Origin of the sequence: Flammeovirga yaeyamensis (assembly GCF_018736045.1) — a bacterium.
Taxonomy (GTDB): Bacteria; Bacteroidota; Bacteroidia; order Cytophagales; family Flammeovirgaceae; genus Flammeovirga; species Flammeovirga yaeyamensis.
Window position 1 is genome coordinate 3,728,481 of the sequence record NZ_CP076132.1, and the last position, 18,563, is coordinate 3,747,043.

At 34.2% G+C, this 18,563-nt stretch carries 17 protein-coding genes; 10 read left to right on the plus strand and 7 right to left on the minus strand.

Going from position 1 to position 18,563, the window contains the following annotated elements; translation table 11 throughout:
• The first annotated feature begins 2 nt into the window (after positions 1–2).
• Both KMW28_RS14630 and KMW28_RS14635 read left to right on the plus strand, forming a co-directional pair.
• Positions 3–3,578: an ABC transporter permease/M1 family aminopeptidase gene (locus tag KMW28_RS14630; RefSeq protein WP_169665207.1), complete on the plus strand. Its 3,576-nt coding sequence runs from the start codon at positions 3–5 to the stop codon at positions 3,576–3,578.
• 107 nt (positions 3,579–3,685) lie between these two features.
• Positions 3,686–4,261 carry a hypothetical protein gene (locus KMW28_RS14635; RefSeq protein WP_169665208.1) on the plus strand — a complete coding sequence of 192 codons (576 nt, stop codon included), beginning with the start codon at positions 3,686–3,688 and terminating at the stop codon, positions 4,259–4,261.
• A gap of 72 nt (positions 4,262–4,333) precedes the next feature.
• Here the strand turns inward: KMW28_RS14635 and KMW28_RS14640 are convergent, their stop codons facing one another.
• Together KMW28_RS14640 and pckA are read right to left on the minus strand one after the other, a co-directional pair.
• Entirely contained in the window at positions 4,334–5,614 is a 1,281-nt protein-coding gene (locus tag KMW28_RS14640) for a porin (protein WP_101958123.1), read from the minus strand.
• A 406-nt stretch (positions 5,615–6,020) separates the two neighbouring features.
• On the minus strand, positions 6,021–7,631 hold the full coding sequence (gene pckA, locus KMW28_RS14645; RefSeq protein WP_169665209.1) for a phosphoenolpyruvate carboxykinase (ATP): 1,611 nt from the start codon (positions 7,629–7,631) through the stop codon (positions 6,021–6,023).
• A gap of 574 nt (positions 7,632–8,205) precedes the next feature.
• Here pckA and KMW28_RS14650 point away from each other — a divergent pair.
• Positions 8,206–9,654 (plus strand): arginine deiminase family protein, encoded by a 1,449-nt coding sequence (locus KMW28_RS14650; protein WP_066205397.1) that lies wholly within the window; start codon positions 8,206–8,208, stop codon positions 9,652–9,654.
• On the opposite strand, the gene KMW28_RS14655 is transcribed toward KMW28_RS14650, so the two are convergent.
• Positions 9,635–9,868 carry a YgjV family protein gene (locus KMW28_RS14655; protein ID WP_066205395.1) on the minus strand — a complete coding sequence of 78 codons (234 nt, stop codon included), beginning with the start codon at positions 9,866–9,868 and terminating at the stop codon, positions 9,635–9,637. The two genes, KMW28_RS14650 and KMW28_RS14655, sit on opposite strands and share 20 nt — an antisense overlap.
• A 14-nt stretch (positions 9,869–9,882) precedes the next feature.
• Between KMW28_RS14655 and KMW28_RS14660 the strand changes: the two genes are divergently transcribed.
• The 4 genes from KMW28_RS14660 to KMW28_RS14675 all read left to right on the plus strand — a co-directional run bounded on the left by KMW28_RS14660 (position 9,883) and on the right by KMW28_RS14675 (position 12,477).
• Positions 9,883–10,371 carry a thioredoxin family protein gene (locus KMW28_RS14660; protein ID WP_169665210.1) on the plus strand — a complete coding sequence of 163 codons (489 nt, stop codon included), beginning with the start codon at positions 9,883–9,885 and terminating at the stop codon, positions 10,369–10,371.
• Between the two features lie 123 nt (positions 10,372–10,494).
• The gene (locus KMW28_RS14665) at positions 10,495–10,881 is read left to right on the plus strand and encodes a hypothetical protein (RefSeq protein ID WP_169665211.1); all 387 of its coding nucleotides are present in this window, start codon (positions 10,495–10,497) and stop codon (positions 10,879–10,881) included.
• Between the two features lie 234 nt (positions 10,882–11,115).
• Entirely contained in the window at positions 11,116–11,613 is a 498-nt protein-coding gene (locus KMW28_RS14670; RefSeq protein ID WP_183363972.1) for a hypothetical protein, read from the plus strand.
• Positions 11,614–11,838: 225 nt separating this feature from the next.
• Positions 11,839–12,477, plus strand: a complete 639-nt coding sequence (locus KMW28_RS14675; RefSeq protein WP_169665212.1) for a hypothetical protein — start codon at positions 11,839–11,841, stop codon at positions 12,475–12,477.
• Positions 12,478–12,576: 99 nt separating this feature from the next.
• Here the strand turns inward: KMW28_RS14675 and KMW28_RS14680 are convergent, their stop codons facing one another.
• The 4 genes from KMW28_RS14680 to KMW28_RS14695 all read right to left on the minus strand — a co-directional run bounded on the left by KMW28_RS14680 (position 12,577) and on the right by KMW28_RS14695 (position 15,119).
• Positions 12,577–12,978 carry a hypothetical protein gene (locus tag KMW28_RS14680; protein WP_066205380.1) on the minus strand — a complete coding sequence of 134 codons (402 nt, stop codon included), beginning with the start codon at positions 12,976–12,978 and terminating at the stop codon, positions 12,577–12,579.
• Between the two features lie 134 nt (positions 12,979–13,112).
• Positions 13,113–13,601, minus strand: a complete 489-nt coding sequence (locus KMW28_RS14685; protein ID WP_169665213.1) for a YkgJ family cysteine cluster protein — start codon at positions 13,599–13,601, stop codon at positions 13,113–13,115.
• Between the two features lie 2 nt (positions 13,602–13,603).
• Complete coding sequence (locus tag KMW28_RS14690) at positions 13,604–14,407, minus strand: hypothetical protein (RefSeq protein ID WP_169665214.1); 804 nt, start codon at positions 14,405–14,407, stop codon at positions 13,604–13,606.
• Complete coding sequence (locus KMW28_RS14695) at positions 14,376–15,119, minus strand: UDP-2,3-diacylglucosamine diphosphatase (protein WP_169665215.1); 744 nt, start codon at positions 15,117–15,119, stop codon at positions 14,376–14,378. The genes KMW28_RS14690 and KMW28_RS14695 overlap by 32 nt, the downstream gene beginning before the upstream one ends.
• 178 nt (positions 15,120–15,297) lie before the next feature.
• Between KMW28_RS14695 and KMW28_RS14700 the strand changes: the two genes are divergently transcribed.
• From KMW28_RS14700 to KMW28_RS14710, 3 genes are all read left to right on the plus strand, one after another.
• Complete coding sequence (locus KMW28_RS14700; protein ID WP_169665216.1) at positions 15,298–16,269, plus strand: helix-turn-helix domain-containing protein; 972 nt, start codon at positions 15,298–15,300, stop codon at positions 16,267–16,269.
• A gap of 107 nt (positions 16,270–16,376) precedes the next feature.
• Positions 16,377–17,762 (plus strand): coniferyl aldehyde dehydrogenase, encoded by a 1,386-nt coding sequence (locus tag KMW28_RS14705; RefSeq protein WP_169665217.1) that lies wholly within the window; start codon positions 16,377–16,379, stop codon positions 17,760–17,762.
• Positions 17,763–17,765: 3 nt separating this feature from the next.
• Entirely contained in the window at positions 17,766–18,557 is a 792-nt protein-coding gene (locus tag KMW28_RS14710; RefSeq protein ID WP_169665218.1) for an SDR family NAD(P)-dependent oxidoreductase, read from the plus strand.
• The last annotated feature ends 6 nt before the right edge of the window (positions 18,558–18,563 follow it).

Genomic DNA, 18,563 nt, shown 5'->3' on the forward strand with positions numbered 1-18,563 from the left:
TTATGTTTGCAGAATTTTTTAAAAAAGAGGTTGTTAGTGCTTTCAAACAACCTATGATCTATATATTCTTATTTGTTGTGACCTTGCTTTGTTTCGGAGCAACTGCATCAGATAAAGTAATGATTGGAGGTGCTATAGGAAATATACATTCTAACTCCCCAACAGTAGTTATTAATTTCACTTTAATCTTAAGTATTTTCGGTATTCTGTTTGCCACTGCATTTTTTAATAATGCAGCTTTAAGAGACTTTAATAGCGGGTTTAACGAAATAATGTTTTCTGCTCCAATTAATAAAAGAGATTATTTCTTTGGACGTTTTTTAGGAGCTTTACTTCTCTCTACAGTACCTCTACTAGGTGTTGCCTTAGGTATTTTATTAGGCAGTATTATTGGACCAATTTTCGATTGGACCGATCCCGAAAAATTTGGACCTACACCTTGGTTAGCCTTCCTTTGGTCATATTTTGTGATCATTCTTCCAAATATGCTCATTTCTGGAGCCATCATTTTTGGATTATCTACTCAATTTAGATCAACAACTATTTCATTTGTTGGTGCCGTTATCATTTTTGTGGGGTACATTATTGGAACAACTTACAGCTCTGATTTAGAGAATGAACAATTGGCTGCATTGATCGATATTTTTGGTTTATCAGCCATCAACTTAGAAACGAAGTACTATACACCAGTTGAAAAGAATACATTAATTCCTGCTATAACATCAATTATAAGTTTGAACCGTATTATTTGGGTGGGTATCAGTTTCTCTATCATAGGACTGTTCTATAAACTTTTCTCTTTTGAAGTTAGAAAGAAAATTAAAAAAGAAAAGGTCGCTGTTGTTGAAAAGAAAATTGATTTCATCAAACCAAAACTTAATCATCAATTTACAAGTAAGACAGATTGGGTGCAATTCATTAGTTTTCTGAAAATCAATTTCAAGAATATCATGAAGAGCAACACTTTCAAAATCCTTTTAATTTGTAGCTTGATAATGATTCTTGCTGATTTATTAGAAGGATATGAATATTATGGTCTTCAATCCTATCCTGTAACTTATAAAATACTTGATTCTATAGGTAATAACTCTGGATTATTTATTACAATTATTATCATTTTCTATAGTGGAGAACTGATATGGCAAAGTAGAGAAACGAATATCAACGAAGTTATTGACTCTACCCCTCACTCTAGTTTTTTATCGTTATTGGCCAATATTATCGCTATCGTAGGCAGTATCTGTATACTATATTTCATCAATTGTTTCATAGGAATTCTATATCAATTAGGTAATGGATTTACCAACATCAAATTAGATGTTTATTTTATTGATTTTATTCTATTGAAGCTTCCAGAAATGATCACACTTACATTAGTGTGTACATTTATTCATGTGCTTATCAACCATAAATATATTGGTTATGGTGCCTCGGTACTCCTTTTGATAGGATCTAACATCATTTTCTCTATAATGGATATTCAATCCAATATGTTGAAAATTGCTTCTGCACCTTACATTATGTATTCAGATATGAACGGGTTTGGCCCCAATGTAGACGCAGTAATATGGTTTAATATGTATTGGGTATTTTTCGGAATACTTCTACTTTTATTGGGCAGTTTGATGTGGACAAGAGGCACCTCGAATTCATTTAAATATCGTCTTAAAAATATATCGAATAATCTAGATACTAGTTATATCGGAGCACTCGGTTTAGTTGGTTTAATATGGATCGGTTTGGCAGGTAACATTTACTACAACACCAAAGTATTGAACTCGTACAAATCCTCTGATGAGAATTACGAACAACAAGCAGAGTATGAGAAAAAGTATAAAAAATACGAAGGTGTTGCACAACCGGTGCTTACTGATATACATCATAATATCAGTATTTACCCTAAAGAAGGGAATGTATATACAGTCAACAATCTTACTTTAAAAAATAAGTCGAAAGAAGCAATTGATTCTCTATTCTTTGTCGTCGATGAAAAATGGAAGGTTGAATTTTTAATTAGCAATGCTGAAGAATCGTTTTTTGATGAAGAAATTGGGTTCAAGAAATTTGCATTGAAGAAACCACTAATGCCTGGTGATACATTAAAAATGACCATTAAATCTAATTTCATACAAGAAGGTTTTCAAAATGGATCTGCTAGTACAAAAGTAGTAGAGAATGGAACTTTTATTAATAATTTCGATATTCTCCCCGTTTTTGGTTACTCCAATTATTTTGAAATATCAGATAAATATAAAAGAAGAGAATACAACCTTCCACCTAGGGATAGAACACCAAAGCTTACAGAAGATAATAACCACGATTTGTGTTTTAAAAATTACTTATCGCGAGGAAATGCTGATTGGGTTAATATCACAACAACCATTTCCACTTCTGAAGATCAAATTGCCATCGCTCCAGGTTCTTTAACTAGAAAATGGAAACAGAATGGACGTAATTATTATAATTATGAGGTGGACCACATTTCACAAGCTTTTGCTTCTTTTGTCTCAGCTAGATTTGAGATTGCGAAGAAAGAGTGGAATGGAATCGACCTAGAGGTGTATTATATAAAGGAACACGAAGTAAATGTACCTAAGATGTTAAGTGCAATGGAGCGCTCCTTAAAGTATTATACAGAGAATTTTGGCCCATATTATCATAATCAAGCTAGAATTATTGAATTCCCAAGGTATGCCACTTTTGCACAAGCATTCCCTGGAACAATGCCTTATTCAGAAGCCTTTGGATTTATCACCAATTTAGAAGATGAAGAAGAAAACAATATCATAGATGCTGTTATTGCTCACGAAATGGCACATCAATGGTGGGCTCATCAAGAAATCAGTGCTGATATGCAAGGCTCTACTATGTTGACTGAATCTTTTGCAGAATATTCAGCTTTAATGGTGATGAAACAAAATAACGATGACGTCAAGATGAAAAATTTCTTGAAGTACAATATGAACCGTTATTTAAGAGGACGTTCAGTAGAACAAGAAAAGGAAATGCCATTGTACAAAGTGGAAAATCAAGGATACATTCACTACGGTAAAGGCTCATTGATAATGTATGCATTGCAAGATTATATTGGAGAGGATAGTGTGAATGCAACCTTAAAGGAATTTCTTACAGAATTTAGATATAAGGAACCTCCATATCCAACTTCTTTAGATTACTTAAACCTTCTAGAAAACAAAGTACCGGATTCTTTGAATTATCTAGTAAATGATTGGTTCAAGGAAATCACTTTATACGATTACCGCTTAACCAATGCCGAAATGTTTGAGGAAGATTCCATTTTCACATATGTGATAGATATTGAAGCCAAAAAATTTCATTCTGATTCTCTTGGAAATGAAAAAGAGGCTACATTAGATGATTGGGTAGATGTCGGTTTATATGCTGATGCAGAGGAGAAAGATCTTATTTATGTTGAACGCATAAAATTAGATAAGAATCAAACGCAAATTCAGATAAAATCAGATAAAAAAGCCGTTAAAGCCAGTGTTGATCCTAAACGTATTCTTATCGAAAGAATATATGATGACAACACAGCAAAAATCAATAGTAAAAGCTAATTGATGGTATTTAATAAAGTTCTTTTTGAGCTAAAAAGAGATTGAAATGTGGAAATAGAGTTAAGAGTAATTGATTTTGTAAATTATAAGATTCATATACTTATTTTATGCAAAGTTATTTTATTTCATTACTCACAATTGTACTATTTTCTACTTCAATCTCCTTAGCTCAAAAAAGAGAATTGCATGGTAGAGAAGAAGCCCATGGGGAATTAAAACATCACCGCTTATCTGTTATTTGGGGGCATGCATATGTCCCAAAAGCATTTTCCAACCCAGATAAACCTCAAACACTAATTATACCTACTATAGGGTTAGACTATGAATATTTTTTCTCACACAAATTTGCTATCGGTCTTTCAAATGAATTGGAACTATCCAATTATGTTGTGGAAACTAGGCATCATACTGAAGAAGTAGAAAGAGAGTATGCCTATGTAGGAGCCATATTAGCTATGTATGAAGTGTCTCACCTTTTGATAATTGGTATTGGTCCCGGTATTGAAATAGAAAAAAATCATAATTTCTTTGTTGGTAAAATTACTGTAGAAAGAGAATTTCCAATTATGGGTGAAGGCGGTTGGGATGTTACCCCAGTATTATCATACGAATTAAAATCTAGCCATGGACATGGTATTTACGACGCTTTTACATTTGGTATTGGTATCGGAAAACGTTTTTAATAAAAAGCCTCATGCATTAAGAGTATAAATCTTAAAACATGAGGCTTTTATATATTTACCAGAGGTATTTCCTTAGAAATTCACCTGCATTTGTAATCTTAATAAGTTACCAGCTTGATCGTTTACTGGATTTTTAGAATCTACATACGATCTGTTTGCAATAGTGTACATTGCTACAAATTCAAACGCTCTATTTGGTTGCCACTCTACACCAATTTCCCAATCATCAACCTTATAGCTTCTCGCGTCTAATTCAAACTTCTTACCACCATCATAATTAATGTATCTAACAAAAGGGAAGAATGTATGATGATCGTAATTGATTTTAGCGAAAACCATCCCATAGAAACCAAATAAGTTCTTTTCCTTAATCACATTCTCTGCAGCATCGTACTCTGGTCCAACACCATAATTTGCTTCAAATTGGAAACCAATTGGTTGAGGGTAGTATACAAATGTAGCACCTACTCTTGAATCATTAAAATTATAACCTGCTGCTTCAACTAGTTCACTTTTACCATTGTTACTCACTTCTGCCATCATTCCATCTGTTACATTTGGTAAGATATATTTACCTGTATAAGCATGAGCAGAAACTTCAATAATCTGATTGTTTGCTAATTGAAATGGCCATGAGGCTCTACCAACAACATGTAGGTTATCGTTAGCGTCTGGCGTATTAATACCTTGTCCGTTAAAAGCACCTAACGCGAATGTACCATAGTTTCCAGAGTGCTTAAGGTTATTTTCTTTCATATAGTTATATATCTTTCTCACTTTTTGAGGAGTGTGATATAAAACTGCCATCAAATCACGTTCATTTGGCAATGCAGAGTTAATAGCGTCCGTACGGTCTAGAGGCATACGGAATTGAGAAGATTGCATGTTTTCATAACCGAAAGGTACTTTAGACTGACCAACTCTAATCCATGTTGACCTATGATGATCGAAATAAACATCCATGTATGCGTCTCTTAAAGATGGTGCTCCAGCAAAATCAGCTTGCATGTACATGTATACATTGTCTAACAACCATCCACTAACCTTAAGACGTACACGTCTAAGAGATATACCTTTATCAGCCCCCCAATTCTTATCCATTTGAGGTACTTCTAAATCAGGGTTTGTTTCAAACAGTCCGTTGTAACGAGCTTGAATGTAACCACTTACTTTAATTCTATCAGTCCAGCTTTTTGGCAATGACTGTTGAATAAGTCCTTCACCATCTTGATCTAAGTCTAATGCTGCAGAATCAATCAGGATTTCTTCATTTTCAAAGTTATCTTGAGCATATAAGCTCATAGACGACATAGCGAATAGCATCACCAATAGTAGTGATATATGCGATTTCATAAAAGATTTTATTTGTTTGTAGTATGCGTATGCGATTGTGATGCAAGTATAGAGGTCGTGATTGGTAAAAAATATAGAAATCAATAACTTAACATTAAGTTCATATTAGATAAACACTACGTAAACATTTAAGCCATTTAAGTTTACTCAGTGTTACATGCATTAATACTCATTAAGAAATTGTATATTTTTAAGAAATATATAGATATTTTAAATGTTATTTTCACCCTTTTTATAAAACCTAAACAGTCGATTGTTCTGTTTTGTAAACACATACTACAGTGTAATATAAAGTAGACTTTTTATTCAATTTATTATATAAGAGAAAGGTATATAAAAAATGGGTTACCGAAAATTCAGTAACCCATTAATTAGAAATCGATTTATATCAGATAGTCTTTATAGACTAAACATTTGCTTTTACTTTAGGAGCCCCTTCAAGAATAGATTTATCTTCTAAACCTTCTTCAAATTTCTTAAAGTTATCCACAAACTTATTCGCTAATTTTTCAGCTGTTTCGTCATAGCCTTCGAACCCGTTAGCAATCCAAGATGCTCTTGCATCAAGTGCTTCTGCAGGAACACCTTCTACAACTTGTGGAACTTGTACTCCGAATACTGGGTGCTCAACGAATTCAACATTATCTAGTTTACCTTCTAAGGCAGCAGTAATCATCGCACGAGTATACTTCAATTTAGTACGACCCACTTTGTCAGATGGACCATTAGACCAACCTGTATTAATTAACCAAATGTTTGTATTGTGCTCTGTCATCTTCTCTCCTAGTTTCATAGCATAAACAGATGGATGAAGTGGCATAAATGGAGCTCCAAAACAAGCTGAGAAAGTTGGTGTTGGCTCTGTAACACCCGCCTCGGTACCTGCTACTTTTGCAGTATACCCTGACATAAAGTGATACATGGCTTGCTCTTTCGTTAACCTAGAGATGGCAGGTAATACACCGTAAGCATCACAAGTTAGGAAGAATATATTTTTAGGGTGTGTTTCTGAAACAGAAGGTATCTTAGCATTTTCAATGTGACTGATAGGATAAGATACACGTGTATTTTCAGTTACAGTTACATTGGTGTAATCCACTACAGATGTACCAGGGAAGAAACGAGTATTCTCTAAAGTTGCACCAAACTTGATCGCATCCCAAATTTCTGGCTCGTTTTCTCTAGTTAAGTCGATAGTTTTAGCATAACAACCTCCTTCGAAATTGTAAATACCATTATCTGACCAACCGTGCTCATCATCACCGATTAGGTTACGGTTAGGATCTGCAGATAAAGTTGTTTTACCAGTACCTGATAAACCGAAGAATACAGCTGAATCGCCATTTACTCCTTCGTTAGCAGAACAGTGCATTGGTAATACATTTTGATCTACTAATAACGCATTAAGTACTGAGAATATACCTTTTTTGATTTCACCAGTGTAACGAGAACCACCAACTAAAGCTGATTTCTCTTCGAAGTTAAGGATAGAGAAGTTTCCTTGGCGAGTACCATCAATTGCTGGATTAGCATTGTACTCAGGAGCTTGCAATACCACATAATCTGGCTCTCCGAAAGATCTAAGTTCCTCGTCTGTTGGAACAATAAACATGTTGTTTACAAAGTGAGATACAGAAGCCAAAGGAGTAATTACTCTTACTTTGATTCTGTATGCTGGATCTGCACCCGCATACACATTGTTTACGTATAATTTTTGATTATCTACTAAATAGTCCACCATCTTGTGTGCTAGACCATCGAATTTATCTTGTGGGAATGGTTTATTGATATTCCCCCACCACACTCTGTCTTTAGTGTAATTATCTTCTACAATAAAACGGTCTTGGGGAGAACGGCCTGTAAATTTACCAGTGTCGCACATAATTGCACCTGTAGAGTTAAGAACACCCTCTCCGTTTTTAATTGCTTCTGCAACTAATTGTGCAATTGACAAGTCTGTGTTTACTTGTTTCGACTCTGCTAAAAGTTTACTGGCTAATTTGTGTGTATTTGTCATTGTATTGGTTAATGTACTACAACTATCATATTGAAAAAATCCAATACCATAAAGTAGTGTGTTAAATATAAAATGTTGTTTATGTGCTTTCGTTGTTTTCGAAATACCTAGGTTATTTGTGCTAATCGATTATATACAAACCTAAGCATATTGATAAAGTGTCAGAATGACTTTTGTCAATAAGTATTAAAAACTTAATCATCATTATATAATGACTATTTACAAATCATTCATAATAACTTAATATACAGCGTTTTATATGATTAGAGATTAAAACAGATGATGAGATTTTAGGATGAATTCTATTCAAAAACATTTAATAATGAAAAAATTAATGAATTGGGACACTCAAATGTATAAATTACACTTTTTAATACAAAAGTTTTTTTGATTATTTTTTCGTTTTTCTTCTAAAAAGACAATTTATAGATATAATACAACAACATTAGTCACTGAATAGTAATGATTCTCATCCAAATAATATTTTGTATATCATTAAAGAATAAATGAATTCTTATCATTTAGATAGAAAGTTGTTTATATTGAACGCCTATTGAGAACATTTAACTATAAAATGGAAAACCATCGAAAAATTAATGTATCGTCTGAAGTTGGTACATTAGAACGACTATTAATTCACAGTCCTGATGAAGGGATCGGCAAAGTGATTCCTACTAAGGCACAAGATTGGCTATTTGAAGATATCATACATGTAGACACAATGAGAAAAAAGGAGTATGATTTATATCTGAAAATCTTACTCTACTTTCTAGATTATGAAAACATTCATCCGAGAATTAACGAAATTGATTCTAAGGAAGCACAAAGACATTTTTACAAACCAGACAAGGAGAATTACTTTGCTTCAGACAAAGTAATAGAACCCCAACATCTACTTGCACATTTATTAGACAACAAAGACCTTAGACAAAGGATGATTGCTTCTATCTGTGCACATGAGGGTACTGCTTACTCCTTACAATCTGAGTTAATGGAACTAGAAAGTTCTGTATTGGCTCGAGTGATGATTTCTGGAATCTTGCCAGATAAACGTATGATCTTCCCTCCTGTTCCTAACTTTATTTTCACAAGGGATATAGGTATCACGGTGAATGATCATATACTTCTAAACAAGCCTAAGAAAAAAGCCCGTACTAGAGAGTCGATTATTATGAAGTATATCTTCTTTAATCATCCAATGTTTGAAGCCTATACAAATAATATCATTGAAATTAACGATCCTGAAGATTTCTTCTTATTGGACGAAGAGGAACAAGAGAAAAAGCTTGTCACTATTGAAGGTGGTGATGTAATGATGGTGGCTCCTAATCATTTATTGGTTGGGGTGAGTGAGAGAACCTCCATTCATGCAGCAAGTAAAGTGATACGTACGATGCATGAAAGAGATATTGTAGAAAAAGTAACGATCGTTAAAATACCTGCTAAAAGAGCCTACATGCATATAGATACTACTTTTACTCAGGTGAAACGTAATATGTGGGTGATTTTCGGATCTTTCTCTAAAGAAGGTTTAAAACAAGAACAAGGAGATTACATCATGTCTCTTGGTGGATCAAAAAGTGAGAACGAAATCGAGATCCTGCAATACATCAAAGGCAGATCTTACGATGACCCTATCAAATTTGATTACCTAGAAGACTTATTGAACGACATCAGTCAAACTGATTTAAGATCTGAGGAGCCAACACAGTTTATTTATTCTGGTGATAATGAATTTCCGCATGGGCGTAGAGAGCAGTGGACTGACTCTTGTAATGTGTTAGCACTAAAAGAGGGTGTGGTGATTGGTTATGACAGAAATGACAAGACATCAAAAGGTTTCCAGAAACAAGGAATTGAGGTGATCAGAGCAGCAGATTTATTGGATAAATTCAAAAATGAGGAACTTCACCCCTCGGAAGTAAATAATACCTTAATATTATTACCTTCAGCAGAATTATCTAGGGCAAGAGGTGGTTCTCATTGTATGAGTATGCCGCTGCTTAGGACTCCTCTTTGGTAGCAGCTCCCGATCTCATTTGTATCAAATAATAAGTATTTACGATAGCTATAAATGCATTTGATATAATTACGGGCCAAGCCGTTATCATTATTCCATAAGCTACAAAAGCAAGACAAGCTATAGAATTCACAATTCTTAATTGTCTTGTTTTTTTTAACGTAAAAGAAATCATTAAAATTACAGAGGCTACATGCCCAACATATTCTGGATTCATAAAATTATTTATTAATGAAAAAGATCATTCAATCGTTTACTTTATCGATACTTCTCACCTTAAGCTTCAATAGCTTTGCACAAACAGAAACCTACGATCCTTCTGCTGATGCCATGAAGGACATTCAATCAGCTGTAAAAACTGCTTCCAAAGAAGGGAAACATGTTTTTGTAAAGGTCGGTGGTAATTGGTGTGGTTGGTGTAAGAAATATGCCAAATTTACACATGAAGATGCCGAAATTTCAAAACTTATGGAAGATAACTATGTTAAAGTGTTAGTAAATTGGAGTAATGACAACAAAAATCCTGAAGCAATGAAGTATTTGGGAAATCCGCAACGCTTTGGCTATCCTGTTTTTGTTATTTTAGATGGCCATGGGAAAGTGATTCATATTCAAAATTCGGCTTATCTAGAAAGTGGTAAAGGATGTGATAAAAATAAAGTGATGATGTTCTTGAAAGGTTGGACAACAACAGCAATAGATCCTAAGACGTATAATTAAAAAATAGGCAATTGAAGTATTAAGTTTATTTACTTCAGTTAATCATAAAAGAGTTTGATATAACTTTGAGGTTATATAAACCAAGGAGTTATATCAAAATCTACAAACAACCACCTTAAATATATGAAAAACACCCTACTTAAATTCCTTTTATTTTCAAGTATTCCTTTATTAATTTATGCCTGTAAACCTGTAGAAAATTACCCAATGCGTACTGTTATTATTGCTTTTAATTGGGAAAAATGTAATTCATTAGATGGACGCGTAATTGTGTTGGACCGCTACCCACTTGAACCTCCTGTTTATGGAAGTACAAGAAATCTTAAAAGAAATAGTAAAACTGATACTACCACTTATTTAGCAGTAAATTACAGAGGTAACCTCACTTTCGAACGTTATGATAATCCAGAAAACTTCTCCTATGCATCTGTAAAGGAATCTACAGCAATTCCAAGAATTGATACTGTTGAAATTGTTTTATGGGATGTACTAAACACTCAAACGAACTAAACACCATTTTTACCCACTTATCCAATTTCATAACACCACACACTTTATGTTAATATCCACTAATATATTTGATGGTTTTTAGGAGTTTTTAATAAATTAAGCCTGTGAAATTATTACAATGTGTGCAACAGCAATTATTTACGTTTTAAACCTAAGGCTGAATAAAAGCAACTAAATTCTTAAACTTACAACATGGTGGTGACCAATAAATTTTATTTACAATATTTATTAGCAATGTTTTTCTTTATTCCGGTTTCTGTAGAAGCTTTTGGTGATGAAGATGATAAAAAACATACAAAAAACTCAGATACTCATCATGAAAATCATTTTGAGGTAGAGTTATCTTATAATAATGCTAGTCATTTTGAGTTTACAAGTTCTGTTTACTTTGCTCATTTGACGAAGTTTCAGGGTACAGTCGAATTCACGGGACATCATTTTGCGGGATGTTTTGTAAGAGAAATACCTTTGGGACATTCTAAATTCGGTACTTTTGTAGGATTAGGTTCTACTTTTGGCTTTAGCCACGAAGAAGACCAACATTCTGGTTCTGTTCCTCAAACAGATCATGAAGATCACTTAGATTGGTCGGGAAGTTTAATTTTCCAATCGGGCATTGCTTATTCACTAGACAGACATTGGAGTACAGGTTTTACACTTTCTCCAGGTGTTGATTTTGAAACACACCAACCCAACTTTGGGATGACATTCGATTTGGTGTTTGGTTTCTAAGCTTAAAAAAAACTAAAGAAAAACAGTCTATAGAACTGTAGGGTGGTATTATTTGATGGATTAAAAATCAGATAATACCACTTTTTTATAAAGTATCTTAAAACATTGTTTGATAGCTAACATAATATTTTCCTTTACGTTACTTCACTTAGAAAACAATTTTATTGCTATTCTACCTGTTATTCCGGTTACAGGTAATTTATCTCTATACTAAGTTTCAAACCTATGTTTTATTACCGTACATCAATCAAAACTATTTTAACCTTCCTTTTCATTACGGGATCGTTTGCCTGTGCTATAGGTCAAACCGCTCATAATTATACAGATGTTGAACAAGAAGATCTCACTACTAAACACGAGTCTACTACTCAAGTAGAACATCACGAAGAGTTAACTTCCCATGAAGGGAAACATCATAAATATGAATTAGAAATTTCATACAGTAATTCAGGTCATTGGGAGTTTACAGGGTCCATTTATTTTGCTCACCTTACTAAATTCCAAGGTACAGTAGAATTTACAGGTAAACACTTTGCTTCAGTTGTTGTAAGAGAAATTCCAATTGGACATTCAAAATGGGGTACGTTTGTAGGTGTAGGTGGTACATTCGGTTATCATGATAGTCATGACTTCACTGATGAACATTACATTGATGTAGATGTAGAAGATATAACTCATCCAGATGATGTTCCTGTTGAAGACGGGAATCATCGTGAATGGGGAGGTGCTGTCATTGTACAAACTGGACTTGCTTATTCATTAAATAATCATTGGAGTACAGGATTTACACTATCTCCTGGTATAGATGTTCATACTCATCAGCCAACATTTGGGGCTACACTTGATTTAGTATTTGGTTTTTAATACCAAAATAAAAATTTGATACAGAAAGAGGCTATAATTAATTATATAATTATAGCCTCTTTTTGATTGAATCCAGAAACTTGTTTGTTTCAAAAGTACTTATCTCGTACTTTTTCCTTTGTGTTTAAATCTACAGATGTTCATTTCACCTGTTTCATTAAAGTAAGAAGTGTGGATTAACACATCGTTGATTTTGAAATAAACATTCGTGATGTGCTTGGTTTTAACAACCTCGACTAAACTTGCGGTTTTAATTCCTTTTTTGAATTTCGCAACAAGGTCTTCTGATCCTGTATGATACAGGTAATCAGCCTTTCCTTCTGAGTGGATACCAATGTAATCCAGAATAAACGACTTAGCATGTTCTTCTGTGAATACTTTGTTTTTTACTGATGATAGATGCTCATCTGTAAGTTTGTCCAATTCTGTTGCAAATGATGGGGTAATTGCAAGGTAAAGTAATGCCACTAATTGTATTAGGGCTAGGGTAAAGTTTTTCATTGCTAGAAAGAATAAAATAATTTAATAGCTACAAAATGTAACTATCTGCTAGTAATAGGGTTAAAACTACAAAGGTTTGGTCAATGTTAGAGGTAAATGTTCCTTACGTTCACTTTTATTAGGAATTTATTAGATTATAATTCCTTTTTCAACTCTTTAACGACATGAAATACTACTGGACAAGTGATGGTATTTCTAGCGTGGAGTGCCGGTCTTTGGTTAAAACCTTGGTTTTGAGTTAATGGATATTCCCTACAAGCTTTCGGACGTGCCTCATATATTGAACAGTAATTATCGCTTCCAAGAAAAGGACAAGGTTGTTGATTCATCACGTAATCACCTTCGTGATCTACATTTAAATACTGTTCAATCACCTCAGTTTCCTTAATTCTTAAATGCTTACCTATACGTTTTACATCGGTTTGCGTAACTACTGGACTTATCGTTTTACAGCAATTGGCACAGGCTAAACAATCAAACTGTTCAAAAGCTTCTTCGTCCAAGCGATTGACAATTTGATCTATTTGTTTTCCTTTTTTTTGTTTTTTCAAGCGTTGAAGAAAAGTCTTGTGTTCCTTTAATTTCGCTTTAGAATTTTTCTGCCAATCTTCGTATAAATCCATAATTATTCTTGCATTCGGTAGGCGATCATTTTATTCTTTACAATACAATAGACTGTATGATTTGACGCACTATATACCGCAAATTTTACTTTTTTCGCGGGCAAATCTAGGGTATTTTTTTCAGTTGAGTACAATGATTTAAAATGTATTTGATCTTTCTTTAACCAATACATTTTATTGTCGGTAAACCCAATAACTGTTGCTCCTCCAATATCAGTAGGTTCTGATAAAATATTACCCAATAAATCGAAAGTAAATACACCCATTCTTTCCTCTACAACATATAAGTTATTTTGATATTCCCTCATCCAAGTGGGGTTCCAATAACTCGCAGAAAGAATTTGTTCAATCGATACATCTAGGCTGACTTGTTGTTGTTGAGGATAATATTTTTTGAGGCGAAACGATGGTTGGTCGTATACCCATATTCCTCCGTCAGTAGCATTAGTAGCCACGGAAGCATATTCTATCAATTCTTCATCAAATAAATATTCGGATTGTTGAGTGAGCTGTTGGCCTAAAGTTCTGATACCCTGCCAATCGGGAGAAAATAAAACCGTATTGAGCATTGCCCAAGCATCAATTTGAACCTCAGCAGGAGTTGTTGGTGAATAACGACGTACTTCCACATCATCTTTATATTGCATCACGTTTCCTTCATGATCTACAATATAAATAAAGCCCATTCGGTCGATATCTATGGCAGCGACTTCCCCTACTTCTACTTCAAAAAGCTGAGTTTGTGCAAATGTATTTCCTGTTAAGAACAAAAGGCTACTCAAAAGTAAGCAGCTCCACTTTTTCACCGTCGAAAGTAGCGTATTTATATTGAGAGAGCCATTCGCCGGTATTAATATATTTTCCTCCATTGTCGACATCTAGTTCAAGATATAAGTGTCTATGTCCAAATATATAATAATCTCGGTACTCTTCCTTTTGTTTTTCCTGACAATACAACCAAATCCATTCTTTTTCGGGTCCATGGTACTCATGGTCTTTTTCTGCTCCAGCCGCTCTAGATTGTTTTGACCATGTTTGTGCAATGCCCATACCTATGGTTGGATGCAAAAAGCCAAATAACCACTGACACAACGGATTGGCAAACACCTTCTTGATAAACTTGTAAGTATAATCTCCAGGACCTAAACCGTCACCGTGACCGATATGAAACTTCTTACCCCACCATTCTACATCAATCGGTTCTCTAATGACCTCTACACCTAATTCTTTTGGGAAGTAATCAAACATCCACATATCGTGGTTGCCAGTAAAGAAAGTGATGGGTACTCCTCGGTCTCTTAACTCCGCTAGTTTCCCTTGAAACCTCAAGAAACCTTTTGGTACGGCGAATCGATACTCAAACCAAAAATCAAATAAATCGCCTAATAAATAAATATGTTCTGCATCTTCTGCCACCATATCCAACCAACGGCATATCTTCTTTTCTCTTTCAAGACTTGCCTCGTAGGAAGGGGTTCCTAAATGAAAATCGGATGCGAAATATATTTTCTTAGACATAAATTTTATTGATGTATGATTTTGTTCTGAATACAAAACTAACAGTTTCATCAAAAAACTGATATACATTAAGTGTATTTGATGAATAATTACTTTTAATAATTATTATTATATGATTCAATCGATCAAAGTATCTGTTTATTTTTGATATTTGATCATAAATCATCGAAAGATTCAAATGCAGGAAGTATTACCTATTCTTAAAGTGTGGCAATCAAAATTAGGAGGTGAAATAAATAATAACACCTTACTAATTGATAATGATAATTGTATTGGTAAAATAGAAAGTTTCTCCTTTTCTGAAGAAGTTCAAATTTTAAGATTCGACTTTACCAGCAAAAAAGTGATACGTTTTTCTGGTTTAGATTTTAAAGATGATGAGTTTATTCCCATCTTTTTTGAAGAGCCCACCAATAACACCATCGAAAATGGACTTGAACTAATTGAGGGTCAAAAGAAAGAGGAATATGATTTTGACTTACACGGAGCATTCTGCACCAATAGCAAATCAAACCTCACCTTTGATTTTAATACGAAGAAACCCATAAAATTTCTTTCCATCCGATTAACTAAAGACTTATTTCAAAGATTTATTAATAAGTCAGAAGTCCTAACTTCTATGCTGGATTTAAGCCAAGCATTTTATGTTGTCGAAGAATTCAATCAACTTATTGCCGGCTCCTATATGAGAGCAATGAACATCCACAAAGATGAATTATTTAGTGATGAATTAATGTATTCAGTTGGACTTCACTTAGTGACTGCATTTTTCTCTAAATTATCTGAAAGAGAACTAATTACTGATGAGAATAAATACCCTATCAATATTCAAGCAGTGGTTCAAGCAAGAAATCTAATTCGGCTGAATTGGGATAAACAGTACAGTCTCGAAAAATTATCAAAAGAATGTGGGTTGGGAACAAGTCGTTTACGCTTTCTATTTAAACAAACTTTTGGTGTGACTATTCATCAATTTCAAAATGATGTTAAATTAGAACAAGCCCGAAAAATGTTGCTGCAAAATAAATTAAGTATTTACATGATTGCCGTTGAGTTAGGATTTTCAAGTAGTAGTCATTTTGCGGCTGTATTCAAGAAGAAATTCAACATTACTCCTAGTAATTATCAGAAGAAATATTTGAAAAACTAGACAAAATCACTTTTTGATACATCAAAGTCAGTTTTTGATGTATGCACTTTCTACTTACCCGTTTTCATAATCAAAATCAATTTATCAATAGATAAAATAATATGAAAATGGAAACTTTAGAAAGACAATTCGAACAAACAAAGCAAGCATTCCTTGATCAAGCAACACCAAATGTCAATCAAAGAATTGAGCAACTACAATTTCTAAAAGAAGTATTACTTCGATATCAACAAGATATATTTGACTCTTTACACCAAGATTTTGAAGGCAGGAGTGTTCAAGATACTTTGTTGGAATTTCTACCGTGTATCAACAACATCGATTATACCATCGAACACTTACCTGAATGGGTAAAATCTTCTCAAAGAGATCCTGGAGCTCTTTTATCTGGTACTTCCAAGGCTAAAGTAGTCTATCAACCTAAAGGAGTTGTTGGTATTATTAGTACTTGGAACGCGCCCATAATGGTAACTCTAAATCCATTAACCACAGTAATTGCTACAGGGAATAGAGCAATGATCAAAATGAGTGAATTTACTCCTCATTTTAACGCTGTTCTTCGCACAATTTTAGAGGAGGTATTTTATACCAATGAGGTGTGTATTATTGAAGGTGAAGCAGAGGTTGCAGCACAATTTTCTTCTTTACCATTCGATCATATCTTATTTACAGGTTCCTCTACCGTAGGTAAATTAGTGATGAAAGCTGCATCTGAAAACCTGACTCCTGTTACTTTAGAGTTAGGCGGTAAATCCCCAGTATTAATTGATGATACCCAAGAAATTGACCACATTGTTGAGCGAATTATTATTGGGAAAAGTGCCAATAATGGACAACTCTGTATCGCTCCAGATTATGTTTTACTTCCAGAGGATCGATTGGATGAGTTTGTGACTGCTTACAGAAATTATTATCAAAAACTCTTTCCGAAAGGAGTTGATTCTGAAGAGTTGACGTCTGTAATAAATGAAAGACAGTTTAAGAGGGTGCAAGGCTTGATGGAAAACAATGAATCCATCATCCCATGTCATGAAAATGCCTTTGATACTGACCACCATAGAATGGTAACGCATTTAGTCATTGATCCTAGTTTAGATAGCAAAGTGATGAGTGAAGAAGTTTTTGGGCCTTTACTTCCTATCATCACTTATAGAGATATTACCAAAGCACTCCAAATTATTCTTGACCGACCGAAACCGTTAGCTTTATATATTTTTTCTACCCACCAATCCCTCATACAAGAAGTCGAGCAAAACATGTTTTCTGGTGGACTGTGTGTGAATGATACGATTTTCCAAGCGGCCGTTGACGATGCTCCCTTTGGAGGGGTTGGCTTTTCGGGTATGGGACACTACCATGGCATCGAAGGTTTTTATACTTTTTCCCATGCTAAGACAGTCCTTGAAACGGGTGATAATTACCAAATGCAACACCTATTTACTCCTGGGAATAATCCTTTAAAAGACTCTATTTTTCAAACAATAAGTCAATAAGCGATGAAAGTAATAAAAGGAAAAACAGTGCTTATTACTGGTGGAGCTCAAGGAATGGGTAAAGCCTATTTGGATAAAGCGGTAGAGGAAGGTGCAACAAATGTAATTATTTGGGACGTAAATGAGGCTGCAATGCGTAAGGTTGATGAGGAATATAAGTACCATTCCACTCGCGTCTATACTTATAAAGTAGATGTGACTAATACAGGTTTGATATATTCCACTGCTCATGAGGTACTACTTGAAATTGGCCCCGTAGATTTATTAATTAATAATGCAGGTATCGTTGATTCCGACTACTTCCAGGATCAAACCAAAGAAAAAATTGATCTAACAATGCAAATCAACAGTATTGCTCCTATGCATATTGCTCGTGCTTTTATTGAAAGTATGGCTAGCTTAGAGGAAGCGCATATTGTAAACATTGCCTCTGGTGCCGCCTATATCTATTGTCCGAAAATCATTACGTATTGTGCGAGTAAGTGGGCCATTTTGGGTTGGTCGGAAGGTTTAAATGTAGAATTAAAAGAAACCTGTCCATCTATTAAAGTAACTACTGTAACGCCAGGACATATTGATACGGGAATGTTTGACGGAGCCCATTTTTTCTTAATGCCAAAAATCCCTACCGAAGAGATGGTCAATGCTGTTTGGCAAGGTATCAAGAAGAATAAGACGCTTATTTCTAGACCTAAAAGACTGAGTTTCATCCCCGCTTTTAAAGCATTTTTAGGTAGATCAAAATGGAATTGGATTGCTAAGAGATCGGGGTTAAACGATTTCATGGCTCATTAATTAAAG